The organism is Clostridium sp. LIBA-8841, from assembly GCF_057782475.1.
The window spans coordinates 1,238,945-1,260,430 of sequence record NZ_CM173488.1; the positions used below are offsets into that span (position 1 = coordinate 1,238,945).

Below are 21,486 nucleotides of genomic sequence, written 5' to 3' on the forward strand. Positions count from 1 at the left end.
CAAGTGAGTAAAGAAATTAATTAACAAGAAGAAATTAAAAAGTGTAAATCTGTTGAAGATTTAGTGGGTAAGAATGGATTAATGCAATTTAAAAAGAATATTTTTTATAATTTAGTAAAAAAATATGAAAATAAATTGACATGATAAACTATAATTAGTGATTAATTATGATATGTAAATTAAGTGAGATTAAAAGAGAATTATTTAATATTAATATTGTTTCGACTACACTAAATAAAGAAAAAATAAGTAGCGATGAAAAAACTTTTTGTGATTTTGAAGTTGTATAGAGATGAATTATATAATTTTTTATTTTTAGAAAATATTTGAAAATAACTCAAAAAATTAGTATAAGTGTAGAAAATACTCTTTATTTAGCATAAATCCATATTTTTAGGTTTTATCCATTTAATAAAATTTGTATTTAAATATAAAAAGTTGTAAAATTAATGAAAAGCTTGTAAAATTAATTTAAGATAAAATAAATAAATTTTATCGCAAAAAATAAAAAAATAGGAGGTATATATATGGTAGGAATTATTCTTGCTAGTCACGGAGAGTTTGCTAAAGGAATACTGCAATCTGGCTCAATGATTTTTGGAGAACAGGAAAATGTAAAAGCGGTTACATTGATGCCTAGTGAAGGACCTGATGATATTAAAGCAAAAATGAAAGAAGCAATTGCATCCTTTGACAATCAAGATGAGGTTTTATTCTTAGTTGACCTATGGGGAGGAACACCATTTAACCAAGCAGATAGTCTAGTTGAAGAACATAAAGATAAATGGGCAATCGTAGCTGGTATGAATCTACCAATGGTTATTGAAGCCTATGCTTCACGTTTTTCAATGGAATCAGCACAAGAAATTGCGGCTAGTATCATAAAAACAGCTAGAGAAGGAGTTAAAGTTAAGCCAGAATCATTAGAACCTGCGGATTCTGATAAACCTGTTGAAGATTCTGCTCAACAATCTAATGTAGGTGCACCTGGATCATTTGAATACGTTTTAGCGCGTATTGATTCACGTTTGCTTCATGGTCAAGTAGCAACTGCTTGGACAAAAACTGTGCGTCCAACAAGAATTATAGTTGTATCAGACGATGTAGCTAAAGATGAACTTCGTAAGAAATTGATTCAACAAGCTGCTCCTCCAGGGGTTAAAGCTCATACTGTTCCGGTTAGTCAAATGATTAAACTTGCAAAAGATGATAAACATTTTGGAGGACAACGTGCATTGCTTCTTTTTGAAAATCCAGAAGATGTACTTAGAGCAGTAGAAGGAGGAGTACCTCTAAAGACAATTAATGTTGGTTCTATGGCACATTCTCCAGGAAAAGTTCAACCAAATAAAGTACTTGCTTTTAATCAAGAAGATATCGATACTTTCAATAAACTTAAAAAAGCTGGATTAGATTTTGATGTTCGTAAAGTTCCAAATGATTCAAAAGGAAATATGGATGAAATTCTTAAAAAAGCACAAGAAGAATTAAAAAAATTAAAATAATATAAATTATTTTAATAGAAAAAGGAGGATTAACAATCGTGGATCTAAATATATTTCAAGTAATATTAGTTATTATTATTGCATTTTTAGCTGGGATGGGAGGTATCCTAGATGAATTCCAATTCCAACAACCTCTAGTTGCTTGTACTTTAATCGGATTAGTTACAGGTAACTTACTACCATGCTTAATCTTAGGTGGTAGTCTTCAAATGATTGCCTTAGGTTGGGCAAATATAGGTGCTGCCGTAGCACCAGATGCAGCCTTAGCATCTGTTGCAGCTGCGATTATTCTAGTTCTTAGTGGAGAAGGTCAAGCAGGAATTCCTTCAGCTATCGCTATAGCAATTCCACTAGCAGTTGCAGGATTATTACTAACAATCATTTGTCGTACAATAGCTACAGCATTTGTACATTTTATGGATGCTGCCGCTAAAGAAGGAAATATAAGAAAAGTTGAAATGTGGCATATTATTGCTATTTGTATGCAAGGTGTACGTATAGCACTTCCAGCTGCATTAATCTTACTAATTGGCGCTGGTCCAATAAGTTCATTACTTGCTTCTATGCCTGCTTGGTTAACAGATGGTTTAGCAGTAGGTGGTGGAATGGTTGTAGCTGTTGGTTATGCAATGGTAATCAACATGATGGCAACAAAAGAAGTATGGCCATTCTTTGCAATTGGTTTTGTATTAGCAACTATTCCTCAAATTACACTTATAGGATTAGGTGCAATCGGTGTAGCTTTAGCTCTTATTTACTTAGCACTTAGTAAAAAAGGTGGCTCAGGTAATAGTGGATCAAATATGGGAGATCCTATAGGCGATATTATAGATAGATACTAAGGAAGGAGATAAGACGAAAATGGAAAAAAAATTAAAGTTAACAAAAAGAGACCGTCTTTCTATTTGGTGGCGTTCAACTTTCATTCAAGGATCTTGGAACTATGAAAGAATGCAAAATGGTGGTTGGGCATATTCATTAATTCCTGCCATCAAAAAATTATATAAAACTAAAGAAGAAAGATCAGCAGCATTAACACGTCACTTAGAGTTTTTTAACACTCACCCATATGTAGCATCACCTATTATTGGTGTAACATTAGCATTAGAAGAAGATCGTGCAAATGGAGCACAGGTAGATGATGTAACTATTCAAGGGGTTAAAGTTGGTATGATGGGACCTTTAGCTGGTATTGGAGATCCTGTTTTCTGGTTTACTGTTAGACCTATATTAGGAGCATTAGGTGCTTCACTTGCTATGGCAGGTAACATATTGGGGCCAATTATATTCTTCTTAGGTTGGAATATTATTCGTATGGCATTTACTTGGTACACACAAGAGTTTGGTTACAAAGCAGGTTCTCGTATTACAGAAGATTTATCAGGTAATTTATTACAGGATATTACAAAAGGGGCATCTATACTTGGTATGTTCATATTAGGGTCATTGGTAAATAGATGGGTATCCATTAAATTTACACCAGTAGTATCATCTGTTCAGTTAAGCCCAGGTGCTTATATTGATTGGAATAGTCTTCCTGCTGGAGCAGAAGGGGTTAAACAAGCTTTATTGCAACAAGCTTCTGGATTATCATTAACTCCTGATAAGGTTACAACATTACAAGGTAACTTAGATTCATTGATTCCTGGACTTGCAGGATTATTATTAACATTCCTTTGTATGTGGTTACTTAAGAAGAAAGTATCTCCAATTGTCATTATTCTTTCTTTATTCGTAATCGGTATTGTTTTCCATGTAATAGGTTTAATGTAATATTTTTATTTAGCCTAGGTTAATGTAATATTTTTTACTTAGCCTAGGCTTTTCTTAAACATAAAGAAGCTAAAGTAGAGTAAGAAAAATAATTTTTGTGATATTATAGAATGGAAGAATAAGTACTTAAATTTAAATTCTAATTAAAAAATAAATAAAGTTAGTATTAAATTTAATGAGCACATTAATTATATTTATCTGATTTTTTTGTTAATGGCTTTTTAATTCTTTTAAGAAATATATAGATAAAATAAAATTGTTATACTAAGTAGAAAGAGGTAGAACGTATGATTCAATCACTCAATACAAAGGTGGATCTAGTAGTTGATGCAACAGCTTTTACAGGCCTTGCGGATTATGGGAAAATAATGATTGGTGACAAAGGTTTTGAATTTTATAATTCTAGTGATTACCAAAAATTCATTCAAATTCCTTGGGAAGAGGTTGATTATGTCATTGTGTCAGTAATACTAAAAGGAAAGTGGATTCCACGATATGCAATAAAAACAAAGAAAAATGGTACATATTCTTTTGCTTCTAAGGAAACAAAGAAAGTACTTCGTACTGTTAGAAAATATGTTGACCCAGATCACATGGTTAAGTCGTTAAGTTTTTTTGATGTTGTCAAAAGAGCGGTAAAATCATTATTTAAGAAGAAATAATATTAAAGAGTTTTGTATTTGGTATAACAAAATAGATATAAAACAGAGAACCAGATGGGTCTAGATCTATATCAATATTTTGGATACAAAAATTCAAACTTATATATTGGTATTGTAACTATTAGTGTGAAAAAAATGAAGATGGTCATTACAAGCTCTTTTAATATAATATATACGAAAAAAATAAAAAACCTAAAAAGAAGTAGCTTTATAAGAAAATTAAAGGCTACTTCTTTTATATATATATAGTGAACATATGAAAAAACAAGAAGAAATATATAAGTTTTTAGTAGAATTTATAAGATGAAAGGGGGTTCCTCAAACTGTCAGCGAAATAACTCAAACATTAAATATAAAATCAATTTTAACTCTTTATAGACATTTAGAAATATTAGAAAAAAAGAACTAATAGATTGTGGAAAAGAACCAAATAAAGCTAAAAAAGAGCTATAAAAGGTATAAGTCTAAATGTATATTTAAGTTATGATAATATAGTAGCATTAATTTTTAAAAACATTCTTTTAAATTAATATCTTTTTCAAATTTTTTACCATATATATTTTCCCAAGAGAATTTTAATTTATAATTTTTTAATTTACTAATAATATCATTATCAGTAGCACCGTTGAGTAGTATAACTTTTTTATTTTCTGAATATTGTCCACTGTAATTTTCAGAAATGCTACTACCACCTCCACCTATAGGTTGAATATTTGAATTGTAATCAAAGAAATCAAGCAATTTATCTTTTTCTACTTTAAAGTTTTTTATAAATAAGGGAAAACTTTTAACTGATATTGAAATATCTACATTTCTATAGTTAGTACTATCTTTTGCATTCCAATTTTCATCAACAAAATTATTAGCATACATATCTTCTTCTGTTAATTTAGATATTGAAGCATCTACTTTTATCTTTGGTGAAAATAAATTTAGGCTAAGAAGTAAGAGGATACTTAGAATAAATAAAAACAGAGTTTTTAAATATGGAAATTTTTTATTAAGAGCCTCAAAGTCGTTTAGATTCATTTCATAAAAGTTTATCAAGAAAAACACCTCTTTTCTTAAAATTACCAATTAAGCAAATTATAGCATAAAACCTAGAGAGATTATTCTTTAAATTTATTAAATAGTATTTGGAAACAATAATTATATATTAAATATTAGAGAGGAGGATTTAGTAAGAGGTCAGTACTTTTACTAAAGCACATATATGTTTGTTCCAAAGAGAGTTATATTTGAAAAAGGATCTTTAGATTATAAGTTAGGAAAAGATATATATAGATTTTTTAAAGAAAAACCAGTAGAAATTATAAATTTAACATCTAATAGAGCAAAATCATCTATTCCAGGTGAAAATCTTCATGAGCAGTATAGAGAAGGAAAGAAAACCTTAGTTGTAGGAGTTAAAAAGAGTATGAAATTTCAAAGTTGTAAGCCTTCTGCTCATTATCAATTACCTTTAGTTTCAGGATGCATGGGACAATGTGAATATTGTTATTTAAATACTCAGTTAGGGGATAAACCTTTTGTTAGAGTACATGTTAATATAGATGAAATTTTAAAGCAAGCTGATAAATATATTAAAGAGAGAAAGTACGATGTAACAATATTTGAAGGGGCAGCAACTTCAGATCCAATTCCTGTTGAACCATATACTAAATCTTTGGCTAAATGCATAGAGTATTTTGGAAAAGAAGAGTTTGCTAGATTTAGGTTTGTTACTAAATATAATGATATAGATAGCCTTTTAAACTTAAATCATAATGGTCACACAGAAATAAGATTTAGCATAAATACAGATAAAGTAATAAATGATTATGAACATGTAACTTCTTCAGCAAAAGTAAGAATTGAAGCTGCTGGTAAGGTTGCAAGGGCAGGATATCCTTTAGGATTTATAATTGCACCAGTATTTTTATATAAAAATTGGAAGGAAGAGTATAAGGAGCTTTTAGATATGCTAAGAAGCGAAATTCCAATAGAACAAGATAAAAATTTAGGTTTTGAAGTCATAAGTCATAGATATACCATAAAGGCTAAAAATAGAATAATTGAAATATTTCCAGATACCTCACTTCCTATGAATGAAGAAGAAAGAAAATTTAAATATGGTCAATTTGGTTATGGCAAATATGTTTATAATAAAGAAGATATGCAAGAAATAAAAGAATTTTTTAAAGAAGAAATTGAAAAGCGTTTTCCTTTAAGTGTAATAAGGTACATAATATAATTAATCATACAAATAGGCCTTTAAGGGAGATAAGATAAATATGGTATTAATTTTTGAGAGGTTAATAAATAATATTAACTCATATTTTGACAATAAAATTGAAAAGCATAAAAAATACAAGAATTAAATTAAAATTGGTGCTAATAGTATTTTTAGTAGCTACATTTATTGTACTAATTAAATATGAAGATTGTTTTTATCATAGATATAATTAAAAATTAGGCTAAATAATAGGATAGGTCTTTTAAAAAGTTCCTATCCTAAATTTTTTAGTAAAATAAAAAAACTAAAGTAATATATTAACATAAATTCTAAAATAAGTGATAAAATTATAGGAGAAGAGAGAGGGGGAAATGAAAAATATAAGAAGAACTATAGTGATATTTTCAAAGTTTGAAAATATAAAAATTATTGATGATATAAGAAAAAACATGACTCTTTAGAGAAATATAAATCTGTATGGTTAAATGATAATATCCACAAAAAGAGGTCTGGGATATTTTTTAATAATATTAGGAAATTATAATTTAAATTAATTTCATAACTTATGAATTTACATCTTTATTATAGGATTAGGTAATTATAGAGTATAAAGATGTTAAATTTCTTATATTAATTATTGATAATTAATATAAGGTTTTATAATAGTTTTAATAATTTTGGGAAAAGGGGGATAGAATGCTACCTTAACTTTGTATTGTTATTAAAATATTTCAATAAATATAGGTAGCAGAGTGGTTATGCTTAAAGAGTTAAATGAAAAAATAAAAGAGTGCCGTGAAAATATAGCTTTAAAAGAAATTCTTGAAAAGAAGAGTTTAATTCTTAATGAGGATTTAAATAATAAAGAAAAAGAACTATTTGAGCTTGAAAAAAGTCTGAAAAAGGAATTAAAGGATGTTCAAAAGCTTAAGACGCTTTCATTTTCAAATTTAATGGCTAGTTTACTAAGAAATAAAGATGAAAAATTAGCGAAAGAAGAAAAAGAATATTTAGAGGCAAAGCTTAAATATGATAGCTTTAAGTCCAAGGTTGAGAATTTGAAACATGATATAGAAAGTACTAATGAGAGATTAGGTTATTTAATCAATATTGAAGGAAGATATAAAGATCTTATAAGTGAGAAAAGGGAATTAATTAAAAAATTAAATTTAAATATAAGAGATGAGATAATTCATATTGAAAATGAAATAAAAGAATTATTAAGTAGCAAAACTGAAATTTCAGAGGCTTTAAGAGAGGCTAATAATTGTTTAATGATTAGTAAAGAAGTTAAAGACTCTTTAGATAGTGCTCATAGTTGGGGAACATATGACATAATCGCAGGAGGAATGATTTCCTCTGCAGTTAAACATAGTAGAATTGATGATGCTAAGACTTATATGGAAAGGCTTAGTTATGCTGTGGAAAGACTTAATAAAGAACTAGGAGATATTGATGTTTCAGTATTTAGTAAAAGATTAAATATAAGTGGACTTTCATATACCTTTGATATTTTCTTTGATAACATATTTACTGATTTTTCTGTCCAAGGAGAAATAAATGATTCTTTATATAAGATTGAAGACTTTCAGAATAAGATGATAAAGTTAATAAATAGATTAGAAGAAAAAGAAAATATTATAAATGTAAAAATTAATACTTTGAATGATAAATTAGAAAAAATTATTGAGAAAAATTAATTAGAAATAAAATATATGTATTACTTTAAATTAAACTATAAATTTTACGTTGCTGAATAAAGTAATACATATATTTACAATAAGTTAGGGGTATGCTATATTCAGTTTAATAGGGAACAATTAAATTTTGATGAAGAGGAGGAGAAGTTGCTAATAATTTTAAAAACTTATGATTTGTAATTTTTTAAAAGTGTTAGTAATAGAAGAGACATGCAAATGATTAAAGAAATAGATGAAAAAATCAAAAAGTATAGAAATAATAAGGTACTTAAAGAAGCTTTGGAAAATAAAATTTCATCAATAGAAGAAGCTTTAAGCAATAAAGAAGATGAATTGAAAGTTTTAGAAAAAAATTTGATTAAGGAAGAAAAAGATGTAGAAAGGCTAAAATCATTTTCTTTCTCAAACTTAATGGCAAGTATAATGAATAATAAAAAAGAAAAATTAAACAAGGAAGAGAAAGAGTACTTAGATGCTAAATTGAAATACGATAATTTAAAATCAGATATTAAAAACTTAAACAATGATTTAGAGGAAGAAAAGAAAAAGTTAAGAGAGCTACAAGTAGAGGATAATCAATATGAAGCTCTTATAATACAAAAAATAGATATATTAAAAAGAAGTAATTTAGATGTTAAAGATGAGATAATTAAATATGAAAATGAAATCAGCTCTCTTTTAAATGAAAAAGTTTTGGTTTTAGAAGTTTTAAATAAAGCAGAAAATGCTCTCATGATAGCTGATGAAATAAAAAGCGCTTTAGAAGGTATTGAAAATTGGGGACCATATACTATTGTAGGTACAGGGATAATAAATTCCATAGAAAATAGTGAAAAAATAGATTATATAAAATCTACTATGGAAAGATTAAGTTATTCTGTTGAGATGTTAAACGAAGAATTAAAAGCTGTTAGAAAAACAATGTCTTTAGAAGATAAGGATATTAGTGGAACTGCTTATATTTTCGATCACTTCTTTAATTGTATGCTTAATGATTTTTCAGATAAAGAAGATACAAAAGGCTCATTGTATGAAATTTATGAACTTGAAGGTGAAATAAGAAGAATAGCGGAAAAATTAAAAAATGAACAAATAAGAGTTAATATGAAAATTAAAGAATTAAATGAAAAGTTAGAAAATATAGCTAGAACAGTAAGTTGATTAATATATATATATTAATCATATAGTTTTACAACAATAGCTTTTTAAAAGTACTAAGAAAATTTAAGATTTAATATAAAAAAAGATATTTGTGTGACTTAGTCACATAAGTATCTTTTTTTTAGAATTATAATAAGGTCATGAGGAAGATTAAAAATTAATTTCTTTAATAAAAGGAAATATTGATTTATATAAAGAGATTAAATCTAAATAAAATATGGTATGAGAAGCGGAGGAAAAAATTATGTTTTCATTTTTAAGAAGAAGTTCGGCAGAAAGTATAAATGTTAATGATTTAGATTCTATGTTAGGAAAAATAAATTTAATAGATATAAGAGAACCATATGAATATAAATTAAGAGCTTTAAAAAATTCTAAAAATATTCCTATGGGAGATATATTAGGAAATCCATCAAAATATCTAGATAAAGATAAGAAATATTATATAATGTGCCAATCAGGAGGAAGAAGTTCAAGAGCAACAAGTACTTTAAGTAAAGAAGGATACGATGTTGTAAATGTGTCAGGTGGTATTGGTTCATATGTAGGTACAAAACTTAAGTAGTTTGTAAGATGTATTTTATGAAGAAAAATTATTAGAGTGTTCGATAAATTTTAGAGAAATTTGGAGGTATAAATATGAGAAGAAAGATTTTAATAGTTGGAGGAGTTGCTGGAGGCGCTTCTGTAGCAGCAAGACTAAGAAGACTTAGTGAAGAAGATAAAATTATAATGTTTGAAAAGGGACCTAATGTATCATTTTCAAACTGTTCACTTCCATATAATTTAAGTGGAACCATAGGAGAAGCCAATAGACTTATTCTTATGAGTCCAGAAAAGTTTTTAGCACAATATAACATTGAAGCTAGAGTAAATAATGAAGTTGTTTCTATAAATAGAGATAAAAAAGAAGTTACTGTAAGAAATCTTGTTACAGATGAAACTTATACAGAATCTTACGATAAATTGGTATTGTCTCCAGGGGCTAAGCCTATAATTCCTAATATTTCAGGAATAGAGAAGGTTAATGTATTTTCAATAAGAAATGTTGTAGATATAAATAAACTAAATACTTTTGTTAAATCAGATGGTGTTAAAGATATTACTGTAATAGGTGGAGGATTTATTGGAGTTGAGGTTGCTGAAAATTTAAAAGAAGCAGGATTTAATGTAACTTTAATAGAAGCTATGGATCAAATATTAAAATCTTTTGATTATGATATGGTTCAAATTATTCATAAAGAATTATATGACCATGAAATTAATCTAATATTAGGACAAAAGGTTACATCATTTGGTGAGAATGAGGTTATACTTGAGTCTGGAAAGAAAATAAAGGCTGATGCTGTTATTATGGCAATTGGAATAGCGCCGGAAACTGAGCTTGCAAGAGAAGCAGGATTAGAAATAGGAGTAACTGGTGCTTTAAAAGTGAATCAAAACTATGGAACAATAGATGAAGATATTTATGCTGTAGGAGATGCTATTGAAGTATTTAATGCATTAACTCAATCACAGGCAAAGATTTCATTAGCAGGGCCAGCTCAAAAGGAAGCTAGAAATGCGGCTGACCACATAAACGGATTACCAGTTTTAAACAAAGGATATATTGGTTCATCAGCAATAAAAGTCTTCGATTATAATGGAGCATCAACAGGATTAAATGAAGGATTAATAAAGGCTTTAAAAATGAATATAGAATATGGAATAGTTAGAGTTATACCATCAGATAAGGTTGGAATAATGCCAGGAAGTCATCCAATTCATTTTAAATTAATTTATGAGGTTCCTACAGGAAGAGTTTTAGGAGCACAAGCTATAGGAAAAGGTGATATAACTAAGAGGGTAGATGTAGTTGCAACTGCTATAAAATTTGGAGCGACAGTGGATGATTTAAGAGACTTAGAGCTTTGTTATGCACCACCATTTGATACTGCTAAGGATGCTGTAAACTATGCAGGTTATGTAGGATCAAATTTATTAAGAGAATCATTTAAACAGGTAAATGTAGATAAAGTAAGAGAGTTAGTAGAATCAGGAGCTTATATTATAGATGTTAGAGAAGAAGGAGAATTTGCAAGAGGTCATATAAAAGGAGCAAAAAATATTCCTCTTAGCCAATTAAGAGAAAGAGTAAATGAAATTCCAAAGGATATACCAGTTTACGTGCATTGCAGAACTGGTCAAAGAAGTTATAATGCAGCTTTAGTTCTTCAAAACTTAGGATATAGTAATATAACTAATATAGCAGGAAGTTTCTTGGCACTTTCTTTCTACGAATATTTTAATGATAAGACAATGAATAGAGAGCCAATAGTAACAGAATATAATTTTAATTAATATTAAATAAGGAATTAAAAGTTTTATGAGTGGTGTAAGGTTTATGCCACTCATAATTAAATTTAGCTACAGGGTATCCTTAATTTCTGTAGTTTTAATACTTTCATTGTTTTTAGATAAGTCTTTTTTTAGTTCATCAAGCTTAGTTATAATTAGTCGTGTGCAATGTATTACTACTGTTAAAACAAGAATTAATGATGCCAATTCAATTGATGGTAGCACTAAAGAAATTAAAAATAAGCCTGCAATTGAAATGATTATGGATAAAAATATTGATTCTAATAATTCTTTCATATAAAACCTCCATATTTTTACATATAACATAAGTATATCATTAAAAAGTTAGAAAAAAATATGTGTATATTTAATTAACGAAATTTTTAAAGTTATATTTTAAAGGACAATATTTTCATAATAGAATTATTAATAACTTGTAGTAAAAATTAATTAAAAAGAAAAATTAAAATTTTATATAATTCATTTAATAAGCTAATGATTAAAGATGTATTAAGAAAGTTTAAATTAATATTCCCTTAAATTGTTTTTTCATAATACCTATGATAATCTGTTGAAGAATAAATTTAATGTTAAGTGTATTCTATTAATATTATTAAAGCTAATTGTAAAATTAAAAAGATAATATAGGTTAAAGGGGAATTAGTGTGAGAAAAAAGAGAATAAAAATTGTTATTATTACGGCTACAGTTATTTTATTGGTAGGAACAACCGGGATAGTTGTTTCTGAAGCTAGAGAAAGAGCAAAATATAATAATTTAATTTCAAAAGCATTAGCTGAATTTGAAGCTAATAATTATGAAGAGGCTAAAAATCTATATATAGAAAGTACGAAAATAAAAGAAAATACAGAAGTTAATAAGAAGCTTGAAGAGATATCTGATATAGAAGTTCAAGAGGAAAAGATTAAATTAGCAACTGAAATTTATGATGAAGATAAGCTAGATGAGGCCTTAGATATATTAAATACAACCAATGAAGGCACTGTAGAAGTTATAAACACAGAATTAAATAGCTTAAAAGATAAGATAAACAAAGAGATTGAGAAAAAGAAGGAAGTTGAAAGAATAGCAAAAGAAAAAGAAGAAGAGGAAAGAAAAAAAGCTGAAGCTGAAAAGAAGAGAATTGAGGAAGAAAAACAAAGAGTAGAGCAAGAAAAAACAGCTAAGAAGGAACAAGAATTAAAAGAAAATGAAAACAAGCAGGCTAGTTTAAAAACATACTATTATAAAACAAATATCTCAGAGAATGAGAGAGGAGAAAAGCCAGGATTTCCATACATAACTTATGGAGAAGCCGAAAAGGTTATTGCAAAGGCTTATTTTAAACGCTATCCGGAACATTCAGGAGAGAACTTATTTATGTATATAACTCCAGCAGATGGTTCTTTTTATGGTAATATATTTTTCAATGGAGAACATACTAGAACCTATGAGCTTAATGCTTTAAATGGAGATATTCATCAAGATCATAAACTTCCTGATTATACTTATGAATACCCAGAAGGAACACCTAGAAATAATGCATCAATAAAATTTTAATAAAAATAGAAGGTTTCAGAGGTTATATAAATAGTATTACTTTTAATTATAGTAGAAGGAATATTATTGATAAATAGGTTGAAAAGAAAATGAACTGAAATTATTTGGGGAGTATATAAGTTTGATATACTCCCTTTTAAAGTTTTTAGATAGTTAATTAAACTAGTGATTCATTGCTTATAGACTTTTTATTAAGGCTTATTTTAGCAATTATTAATGTGCATATGAATGCTAGGAAGTCTGAAATAGGGAAGGCTATCCATATACCCCATATGTCAAGGTTAAATAATAATGGTAGTATTATTGAAAGTGGAATAAAGAAAATAAATTGTCTTAGTAAAGATAAAATTAATGATTCTTTTCCTCTTCCTGTTGATTGATAGAAACCAATAGATGTTAGGTATATGCCTAGTACTGGATACATAATTATATTACTTTTCAATACCTTACTTCCTTCAGTTATTAGAATAGCATCTGTTGTGAATAATTGCATGAATATATCAGATTTTATTAATATTATTAAGGTGAAAATTGTAGCAATACAAGTTGATATTATTAATGTTAATTTAAATGTATTCTTAACCCTAGTCGTGTTTTTAGCTCCAGTATTAAAACCAACAATAGGCTGCATTCCTTGAACCAGTCCAGATAAAGGCATTTGTATAAACAAGGTAAGTTTGTACACTATTCCATATATGGATAAGGCAAGATTTCCACCATATTTAACTAAGGAATGATTTAGTAGTAATGTAACTAGACTAATAGATACTTGAGTTATGAAAGCAGAGGAACCTATTGCAATAATTTCTTTAAATATTGAAAAATCAAATTTTATATACTCAAATTTAATTTTTACAGAGGATTTATTTAATAAATAATAAACTAAATATGAAAAGCTTAGTGATTTAGAAATTGATGTTGCTAAACCAGCACCAACTATTCCCATATTAAATTTGCATATGAACAAATAGTCTAGAATTATGTTTGCAACCATTCCAATACTCATACAGCACATAGCATCCTTTGCACTTCCTTCAGCTCTTGTTATATTATTAGCTGCTACACAAATTGGAAAAAATAAAACTCCAGGAAGTATTGACTTAGCATAATCCATTGCATAAGGTAAGACTTCATTACTAGCACCAAGAAATTTTACAAGTTCCTCCAAAAATATAAATCCAAATACTAATGTAAATATTGAAAAGGAATATACTAATAAAATTAGATTACCAAAAGCTTTATTAGCTCCCTCTAAGTCATGTTGTCCAATTTTTCTTGAGAAAATTGAAGCTGTACCAATACCAATTAATGCTGCCAGTGACATCATAATCATTTGTAAGGGAAGGTATATGGATACACCTGCAATTCCTAAAGCACCAACTTCACGACCTACAAAGATTGTATCAACAATGTTATATATAGCATTAACAAGCATAGCAAGGGTTGCTGGAATGCTTAATTTCATTAAGGCAGTTAGAATTTTTTCTTCGCCTAAAATATAATCATGATTCATCTAATATCTCCTATAATAGTTGCTTTATACAACTATTATATTTAATTAAGTTGTAAAAGGAGATTGTTTTATTTTGTAATTTTATTTGCTACTATAAATATAGAGAGTTTTACTAGGAGGAAATGCTGTGAAAATCTTATATGATGATCAACTATTTGGAAAATTTATAACTGGAATATATAGAAATAATGTTTATTATATAGGTAAAAATCTTGAAAGATTTAATATAAATAAAAGTGAGTATATTTATCTTATTAAGGTTTATAACAAAGAAGGTATATGCCAAGATGAAATTGTTAATCTTTTAAAGGTAGATAAATATGAGGTTGCTAAAGGTGTTAAATCTTTAATTGAAAAAGGGTATTTATATAAAGAAAAAGATGAAGTTGACAAGAGAAAGCACAGGCTTTATTCAACAGATAAGGCAAAGGAAATAGAAGAGGATATTAGAAATGTTCTCCGTAATATGTCAGAAATACTTACAGAAGGATTTAATAAAGAGGAAAAAGAGTTAGCTTTAAAAATATTAAAAAAAATGGATATGAATATAAGAGAAGAGGTAAAAAAAATAAAACCTAGTAGATAAATAAGTTTGGTAGTGAGAAAACCTAGAAACAATGCATAAATAAGATTTTAATAAAAGCTATGTTTTAAGTGAATGTTTATTTTAAGCTAGCCCTTCAGACCTAGCTTAATTTCGCAAAGTATTGCTCATTAAGATGGTCTTACAGTCATATCTTAAAATCAACACTAATTTAAAAAGAGCCTAAAAAAATAAAAAGGAGTGAGTTTTAGATATGAGCAAGAATATAAGTATAAAATTAGACTTACTCTATGAGATATATCCAGTATTAAAGGATATAAATAAGAAGAGTCATGGTGCTTTTGAAGAAAAAATAATATTAATAGAACTTGAAAGTGGGGAATTCATTAAGTCAAGTGAAGAAAAAAGTTGTGCAGGTTTTCCTTTAGTAATTAAAGGAGAATTAAAAATTCAAAGAATAAATGAAGAGGGAGATGAGACTAATTTATATACTATAAAGAAAGGTGAATTATGTCATGAAGCTCTTGGATGCTTTATGAATTGTCTTCCTCTTAACATAGAAGGGTATGCTATTCAAGATTTAGAAATGTTTATAGTTCCACCAGAAGTATTAAGCAAATATTTATTTAATAACTTAGAGTTTTTTCAACTATTATATAAAGATTTATATAGAAAGTTCAGAGGAATAATAGATAAAAACGAAAATATAATACATGAGCCAATCGATACTAGACTTGCTAAGTTTTTAAAAGAAAAAGGTACAAGTAATATTTATATTACCCATAATGAGATTGCAAAAGAAATAGGATCTTCAAGGGAAGTTGTTAGTAGAAAACTTAAGAAGTTAGAAAACGAAGGTGTTTTAATCTTATCTAGGGGAAAAATAACATTAATTAAAAAATTATAAATGCAAATTAGAACACTTTGAACATTAATAAGGAGTTTTATTTATCTTGTTATGTTTAAAGTGTTTTTATATTGAACAAATTTAAATTATTTGTTAGAAATTTTAATTGTTAAAAGAAAGTTCATAGAGAAAGCGTGTATAATATATATGGTAATAATTTACTTGGGATTTACGTAGAATTAATCGTAAAATTAGGAGGGGAATTTATGAGAGAAATAATTCATATCAATAATCAATGGTTTTATGCAAAGGATTACAATAAGGAGTATTTAAAAAATGAATTTGATTTTAGTAGTTTTGAAGGAGTAGATTTACCTCATACGAATATAGAGTTACCATATAACTATTTTGATGAAAAAGCATATCAGTTTATTTCTACTTATGCTAAAACATTAAGATTCGATGAAGGGGTTAAAGGGAAAAAGGTATTTATAGACTTTGAAGGGGTTATGATAGCAGCAGAGGTTTATCTAAATGGAATTCATGTTGGTGGACATAAGGGTGGTTACACTAACTTTTCAGTAGACATTACAGAGGCCATAAGAATAAATGAGGATAATATATTAAAAGTTGTAGTTGATTCAACTGAAAGACCTGATATACCTCCCCATGGATATGTTGTTGATTATTTAACTTATGGAGGAATATACAGAGAAGTTTCCTTAAGAATAGTTGAACCTACATTTATTAATAACTTATATGCAAGAGCATATGATTGTCTAAAGGAAGAGAAAAAATTAGAACTTGATATAGAAATAAATAACTTTGAAGAAGACAGAAATGATTTAGAGATAGTTGTAGAGTTTGGTGATGAAACTTTCGAAGAAGTTTTAAAAATGAGTTTGCCAATAGAAAAAGGGGTAAGCGTTAAAAATATAGAAATAGATGAATTAAATATGGTTGAATTATGGGATATAGAAAATCCTAAACTTTATGAAATAAGAGTAAAACTATTAAAAGGATCAGAAGTTATAGATGAATATAAAGATACCTTTGGATTTAGAGAAGCAGAGTTTAGACCAGATGGTTTTTATTTAAATGGAAGAAAAGTAAAACTTGTAGGATTAAATCGTCATCAGTCTTATCCATATGTAGGATATGCTATGCCTCAAAGGATTCAAGAAAAAGATGCTGAAATTCTAAAAGATGAATTAGGACTTAACATAGTTAGAACATCTCATTATCCACAATCAGTACATTTTTTAAGAAAATGTGATGAAATTGGATTATTAGTTTTTGAAGAAATACCAGGATGGCAACACATAGGGGATGAGGCATGGCAAGCTGAATCAATTAAAAATGTAGAAGAGATGATTAAAAGAGACTACAATAGACCTTCTATAATTTTATGGGGAGTTAGAATAAATGAGTCTCAAGATAGTCATGATTTTTATATGAAAACTAATGCTATGGCAAAAAGTTTAGATCCTATTAGACAAACTGGAGGAGTTAGATATCTAGAAAATAGTGATTTCATAGAAGATGTATACACTATGAATGATTTTATACACAGTGGTGGAGAAAAGGTATTAAGAACTCAAAGTGAAGTAACAGGACAAGCTGAAAAAGTTCCTTACTTAGTAACTGAGTATAATGGTCATATGTATCCAACTAAAAGTTTTGATCAAGAAAGTAAGAAGGTTGAACATGCATATAGACATTTAAGAGTTATTAATAAGTCTTTTGGATTAGATGAAATAAGCGGAGCAATAGGATGGTGTGCTTTTGACTATAATACACATAGCTCCTTTGGATCAGGAGATAAGATTTGTTATCATGGAGTTTCTGATATGTTTAGAAATCCTAAGTATGCAGCTTATTCATATGCTAGCCAAAAAGATAATGAAAATGGAGTTGTTTTAGAGCCTATTACTTTAGGTGCTAAAGGAGAAAGAGATGGTGGTGCAATACTTCCATTTACTGTTCTTACAAACTGTGATTATATAAAGCTATTTAAAGATGGAATATATATTGATACTTATCACCCCAATAAGGAGAAATTTCCTAATTTACCACATCCACCAATAGAGATTTCACACATTCTTGCTATGGATTTAGAAATACCTCTTAGTGAGGATGCAAAAGTTGAAATCAAGGAGTTTGTATTAAATAAATTAAAAAATTCAAATTTAACAAATTTAGCTGAAGAGGACTATAAATATATAGAAGAATTCAGTGAAAAAGTTAATGTACCAGTATTTAAGATAATGTCTTTAGTTTATAAATTAGCTGGAGGCTGGGGTGATAAAGAAAATGCTTTAACTATAAAAGGTTTCATAAATGATCAAGAGGTTGCTTCAAAGGAAATTGGTGAGTTAAGAAGTATGAACAAGCTTCAAATTACACCAGATGACTTAGAACTTTCTTTAGATAAGTCAAGTTATGATGCTACAAGGATTGTTGTTAAACTTTTAGATAATTTAGGCGAGGTTCTCTTCATAAATAATGATTTTATTGAGGTTGAAATAGAAGGACCTTTAAGTATAATGGGCCCAAGTAAATTTGGAATTTCTGGAGGAGCGACAGCCTTTTGGGTAAGAACTCATGGAGAAGTTGGACTTTGTAAAATAAAGGTTAAGAGTATGTATTTTGAAGAAGAAGTTACTATAGAAGTTAAGTAAAGTAGTATTTATTCTAAAGTACTTTAGAAGAGCTTATTTAATAAATCTTTTAATATAAAGTTTAAAACTTATAAATTGGATAATTAAATATTTAAGCAAAAAGGGTTATATTATATTATATTAATTTTAAAAGTCATTATAGAGTATCTTATTATGATTTCTATAATTTCATGTAATTAATAATGATATAACCCTTTTTTATGTAACTTTGAAAGGACGACATCTGTCGAAAATATAATTTTTCAAAAAAAGAAATAAGAGGATCCAATAATATTATTAGCTAATATATGAAAAAATATCATAGAGATTTTATATGCTTTATACTATAAAAATAGGATTAATATGAATAATTTAATAGTATAGAATCATTTTTACTGTATACCCAAAAACAATATTGGTAAAACATAGGTGAAAAAGTGGATATTAGCTTAATAGTCATATATAATTCAGTTAAAGTCTAGATAAAAGACTTTGATATCAATTGATTCCTAAGTTAGAGAAGAAGTGTTAATCTTAAGTTTACAGAAAAATGTAAGAGCCAAAATGACTTATACATATGAGTAGTTAAGATGTAACACTTTTTTATTTAATAGCTAAATAATTCTTAAATTATATTTTACTTAATATATAATTAAAGCTTTCAATAATATTGTCTCTACATATGAAGCTTTATAAGAATTATGGTTAGCTTTCTTAGGAAAAACAAAAGATAATTGGGGGGAAAAAATATGAATAAAAAAATAATTTCTGTAATAGTATCTTTAGGAGTAGTTGCTGGTAGTGCTGGAATGGCATATGCTAATACTATAAGTACAACAAATCCTAAAAGCTTAGAAGCTAGTAATAATGTTTTAACTGAGACTAACAAGAAAGCAGAAGATGGACAAGCTTCTGTTGAAAATACTAAGGCAACTACTGAGAGTAGCAATCCTTTTACAAAAGTATGTGAATCTGTAGCTAAAACATTCTGTAAAGATCAAGGACAAGCTAATAAAGAAGAAGGACAAGCTAATGCTGAAAAAAATAATAACATAAATAATTCTTCACAATGTGATGAAGGAAATGCAGCATGTAATGGAGCTAATGATCAAGCTTGTGAAAATAATAATGATTGTGCCAATGACAAAGGAATAAATTGCAAGGATCAAAATTGTGACAATAGTAAAGAAATAAATGATAATGGATTTTCAATTTTTGGATTTAAAATTCCATGTTTTAATAATGGGACTTTAAATAAAGGAAATAGTTGTTCAGAAACTGGTAACTCAAATAAAAATGATTCAGTTGAAGCACCAGCAGAAAAACCAACTAATGACAAGCCTGCTGAGAATCCTATTGTTAACAATCCAACAGAAAAACCAGAAAATAAACCTGTTGATAAGCCAGTAGAAAAACCTGCAGATAAACCAGTTAACAAACCTGCAGATAAACCTGAAAATAAGCCAGCTGACAAACCAGCAGAAAAACCAGCAGAGCAACCAAGTAACGATAGTGCTTATATAGCTCAAATTGAACAAATGATATTCAACAAAGTTAATGAGGAAAGAGCTAAAGCAGGGGTAGCGCCTTTAAGCTATAATAATACAATGCAAAAATATGCAAGAATTAAGTCAGAAGATATGGGAGTTAAAAAGTATTTTTCTCATGAAGATCCAAATGGACAATTAATAACAGCTAAAATGAAAGCTGATGGAGTTTCTTATAATTCATGGGGAGAAAATATAGCATATTTAAGTGGATACTCAGGTGACGCGAACATAGCTAATCAGTTTATGACAAACTGGATGAATTCATCAGGTCACAGAGCTAACATATTATCTTCAAACTTTACTTCTATGGGAGTTGGAGTTTATAAAGTTGGAGATACATACTATGCTACACAAGAGTTCATGAAATAATAGAGCTTTTCAGGCAGTTTTTAATATGAAGTTATAGTTAATAACTATAACTTCATATTTTCTTATATAACATGTTTAAAATATAAAGTGATAGACATAGGTAACTTAATATTTTTTAGAAATAGACTGAAAATAAAAATAATAAATTTAAAAGAATTTGTTTACAAAACATGGTATTTAGTATATACTAAAAATATAAATAGGTTTATATTTTTTTGAAGTTTAACGTAACAATGTTTCGTTAGTAAGTTTTAAATCTAATTTTAAATTAGTATAAACTATTATTATTTTGATATATAACGTAACAATGTTATATTGAAAGAAGGGTGATGAAACAATGCTTAATAATATAGATATTTCAGGAATGGGGAAAATTGCTGGAGGTGAATATAACAATATCAACATATCAGGTATGGTTAAAATTTTGGGTGATATAAAAGCTAACAATGTTGGAGTATCAGGAAAGGGAGACAGTTTAGCTAATATAGAAGCTAACTCTATAGACATTTCTGGAATGTTTAAAGTTTTAGGTGAGGCTAAAGTTATTGAATCAATTAACTCATCAGGAAGTTTTAAAGTCTTAAAAAATATTACTGCAAACAAAGTAAATATATCAGGTGCTTTAAAATGTTTAGAAGGAATAAACTTTGATTTGATTGAGCTTTCAGGATGGTTAAAATGCAAGAATGATTGTGAAGGAAGAAAAATTTATGGCGAAGGAAAAATAAATGTTGAAGGATTATTATCTGCCGATGAAATTGATATAAAACTATTAAGTAGATCTAATGTTAATGAAATAGGTGGAGAAAATATAAAAATTAAAGCTGGAGAGGAAAATTTCTTTAAAATTTTTATTTTTAATTATAAACAAAAAAATGAATTAGTTTGTAATCTTATAGAAGGTGATAATATAGAGATCGAAAATACCACTGCGAAGATTGTTAGAGGAAATAATATAATTATAGGTAGAAATTGCAAAATAGAGAAGATTGAATACTCAGGAGAATTGAGTGTAGCTGAGGGAAGTTGTGTTAAAGAAAAAATTTTAATTTAGTTGAATGAAATATTAGTTTGTAAGTAGATAAATAGTT

General features: G+C 27.7%; 18 protein-coding genes. 16 read left to right on the forward strand and 2 right to left on the reverse strand.

The annotated features are described in order from the left end of the window. Positions 1-527: 527 nt before the first annotated feature. The 4 genes from AC2A4K_RS05310 to AC2A4K_RS05325 all read left to right on the forward strand — a co-directional run bounded on the left by AC2A4K_RS05310 (position 528) and on the right by AC2A4K_RS05325 (position 3,940). A complete protein-coding gene (locus tag AC2A4K_RS05310; protein WP_322504006.1) occupies positions 528-1,505 on the forward strand; it encodes a mannose/fructose/sorbose PTS transporter subunit IIA in 978 nt (325 codons plus the stop codon). A gap of 38 nt (positions 1,506-1,543) precedes the next feature. After that, positions 1,544-2,347: a PTS mannose/fructose/sorbose transporter subunit IIC gene (locus AC2A4K_RS05315; RefSeq protein WP_322504005.1), complete on the forward strand. Its 804-nt coding sequence runs from the start codon at positions 1,544-1,546 to the stop codon at positions 2,345-2,347. A gap of 19 nt (positions 2,348-2,366) precedes the next feature. Next, positions 2,367-3,278, forward strand: a complete 912-nt coding sequence (locus AC2A4K_RS05320; RefSeq protein WP_322504004.1) for a PTS system mannose/fructose/sorbose family transporter subunit IID — start codon at positions 2,367-2,369, stop codon at positions 3,276-3,278. A 287-nt stretch (positions 3,279-3,565) separates the two neighbouring features. Beyond that, positions 3,566-3,940: a DUF956 family protein gene (locus AC2A4K_RS05325; RefSeq protein WP_322504003.1), complete on the forward strand. Its 375-nt coding sequence runs from the start codon at positions 3,566-3,568 to the stop codon at positions 3,938-3,940. Positions 3,941-4,447: 507 nt separating this feature from the next. Here the strand turns inward: AC2A4K_RS05325 and AC2A4K_RS05330 are convergent. Beyond that, a complete protein-coding gene (locus AC2A4K_RS05330) occupies positions 4,448-4,987 on the reverse strand; it encodes a hypothetical protein (RefSeq protein ID WP_322504002.1) in 540 nt (179 codons plus the stop codon). A gap of 166 nt (positions 4,988-5,153) precedes the next feature. On the opposite strand from AC2A4K_RS05330, the gene splB reads away from it, so the two are divergent. The 7 genes from splB (at position 5,154) to AC2A4K_RS05365 (ending at position 12,912) form a co-directional block, all read left to right on the forward strand. Further along, the gene (gene splB / locus AC2A4K_RS05335) at positions 5,154-6,173 is read left to right on the forward strand and encodes a spore photoproduct lyase (RefSeq protein ID WP_322504001.1); all 1,020 of its coding nucleotides are present in this window, start codon (positions 5,154-5,156) and stop codon (positions 6,171-6,173) included. Positions 6,174-6,913: 740 nt separating this feature from the next. Then, the gene (locus AC2A4K_RS05340; protein ID WP_322504000.1) at positions 6,914-7,855 is read left to right on the forward strand and encodes a hypothetical protein; all 942 of its coding nucleotides are present in this window, start codon (positions 6,914-6,916) and stop codon (positions 7,853-7,855) included. 216 nt (positions 7,856-8,071) lie between these two features. After that, complete coding sequence (locus AC2A4K_RS05345; protein WP_322503999.1) at positions 8,072-9,016, forward strand: coiled-coil domain-containing protein; 945 nt, start codon at positions 8,072-8,074, stop codon at positions 9,014-9,016. A 244-nt stretch (positions 9,017-9,260) separates the two neighbouring features. Then, a complete protein-coding gene (locus AC2A4K_RS05350; RefSeq protein WP_322503998.1) occupies positions 9,261-9,581 on the forward strand; it encodes a rhodanese-like domain-containing protein in 321 nt (106 codons plus the stop codon). Positions 9,582-9,655: 74 nt separating this feature from the next. Beyond that, on the forward strand, positions 9,656-11,356 hold the full coding sequence (locus AC2A4K_RS05355; protein ID WP_322503997.1) for an FAD-dependent oxidoreductase: 1,701 nt from the start codon (positions 9,656-9,658) through the stop codon (positions 11,354-11,356). Positions 11,357-11,399: 43 nt separating this feature from the next. Next, on the forward strand, positions 11,400-11,654 hold the full coding sequence (locus AC2A4K_RS05360; RefSeq protein ID WP_322503996.1) for a hypothetical protein: 255 nt from the start codon (positions 11,400-11,402) through the stop codon (positions 11,652-11,654). Between the two features lie 364 nt (positions 11,655-12,018). Beyond that, positions 12,019-12,912, forward strand: a complete 894-nt coding sequence (locus tag AC2A4K_RS05365) for a hypothetical protein (protein WP_322503995.1) — start codon at positions 12,019-12,021, stop codon at positions 12,910-12,912. 157 nt (positions 12,913-13,069) lie between these two features. Here the strand turns inward: AC2A4K_RS05365 and AC2A4K_RS05370 are convergent, their stop codons facing one another. Continuing rightward, a complete protein-coding gene (locus AC2A4K_RS05370) occupies positions 13,070-14,425 on the reverse strand; it encodes an MATE family efflux transporter (RefSeq protein WP_322503994.1) in 1,356 nt (451 codons plus the stop codon). A gap of 127 nt (positions 14,426-14,552) precedes the next feature. On the opposite strand from AC2A4K_RS05370, the gene AC2A4K_RS05375 reads away from it, so the two are divergent. The 5 genes from AC2A4K_RS05375 (at position 14,553) to AC2A4K_RS05395 (ending at position 21,449) form a co-directional block, all read left to right on the forward strand. Continuing rightward, entirely contained in the window at positions 14,553-15,011 is a 459-nt protein-coding gene (locus tag AC2A4K_RS05375) for a MarR family winged helix-turn-helix transcriptional regulator (protein ID WP_322503993.1), read from the forward strand. A 211-nt stretch (positions 15,012-15,222) separates the two neighbouring features. Then, entirely contained in the window at positions 15,223-15,876 is a 654-nt protein-coding gene (locus tag AC2A4K_RS05380; RefSeq protein ID WP_322503992.1) for a Crp/Fnr family transcriptional regulator, read from the forward strand. 206 nt (positions 15,877-16,082) lie between these two features. Continuing rightward, positions 16,083-18,497 carry a glycoside hydrolase family 2 protein gene (locus AC2A4K_RS05385; protein ID WP_322503991.1) on the forward strand — a complete coding sequence of 805 codons (2,415 nt, stop codon included), beginning with the start codon at positions 16,083-16,085 and terminating at the stop codon, positions 18,495-18,497. 728 nt (positions 18,498-19,225) lie between these two features. Then, positions 19,226-20,395 (forward strand): CAP domain-containing protein, encoded by a 1,170-nt coding sequence (locus AC2A4K_RS05390; protein WP_322503990.1) that lies wholly within the window; start codon positions 19,226-19,228, stop codon positions 20,393-20,395. A gap of 337 nt (positions 20,396-20,732) precedes the next feature. Then, positions 20,733-21,449: a cell shape determination protein CcmA gene (locus tag AC2A4K_RS05395; protein ID WP_322503989.1), complete on the forward strand. Its 717-nt coding sequence runs from the start codon at positions 20,733-20,735 to the stop codon at positions 21,447-21,449. Positions 21,450-21,486 lie beyond the last annotated feature (37 nt).

Coding starts and splice junctions, on each gene's coding strand:
- AC2A4K_RS05370 (WP_322503994.1), bottom strand. CDS start 14,425: ATGAATCATGATTATATTTTAGGCGAAGAAAAAATTCTAACTGCCTTA.
- AC2A4K_RS05340 (WP_322504000.1), top strand. CDS start 6,914: ATGCTTAAAGAGTTAAATGAAAAAATAAAAGAGTGCCGTGAAAATATA.
- AC2A4K_RS05350 (WP_322503998.1), top strand. CDS start 9,261: ATGTTTTCATTTTTAAGAAGAAGTTCGGCAGAAAGTATAAATGTTAAT.
- AC2A4K_RS05385 (WP_322503991.1), top strand. CDS start 16,083: ATGAGAGAAATAATTCATATCAATAATCAATGGTTTTATGCAAAGGAT.
- AC2A4K_RS05310 (WP_322504006.1), top strand. CDS start 528: ATGGTAGGAATTATTCTTGCTAGTCACGGAGAGTTTGCTAAAGGAATA.
- AC2A4K_RS05380 (WP_322503992.1), top strand. CDS start 15,223: ATGAGCAAGAATATAAGTATAAAATTAGACTTACTCTATGAGATATAT.
- AC2A4K_RS05345 (WP_322503999.1), top strand. CDS start 8,072: ATGATTAAAGAAATAGATGAAAAAATCAAAAAGTATAGAAATAATAAG.
- splB (WP_322504001.1), top strand. CDS start 5,154: ATGTTTGTTCCAAAGAGAGTTATATTTGAAAAAGGATCTTTAGATTAT.
- AC2A4K_RS05320 (WP_322504004.1), top strand. CDS start 2,367: ATGGAAAAAAAATTAAAGTTAACAAAAAGAGACCGTCTTTCTATTTGG.
- AC2A4K_RS05325 (WP_322504003.1), top strand. CDS start 3,566: ATGATTCAATCACTCAATACAAAGGTGGATCTAGTAGTTGATGCAACA.
- AC2A4K_RS05390 (WP_322503990.1), top strand. CDS start 19,226: ATGAATAAAAAAATAATTTCTGTAATAGTATCTTTAGGAGTAGTTGCT.
- AC2A4K_RS05395 (WP_322503989.1), top strand. CDS start 20,733: ATGCTTAATAATATAGATATTTCAGGAATGGGGAAAATTGCTGGAGGT.
- AC2A4K_RS05355 (WP_322503997.1), top strand. CDS start 9,656: ATGAGAAGAAAGATTTTAATAGTTGGAGGAGTTGCTGGAGGCGCTTCT.
- AC2A4K_RS05360 (WP_322503996.1), top strand. CDS start 11,400: ATGCCACTCATAATTAAATTTAGCTACAGGGTATCCTTAATTTCTGTA.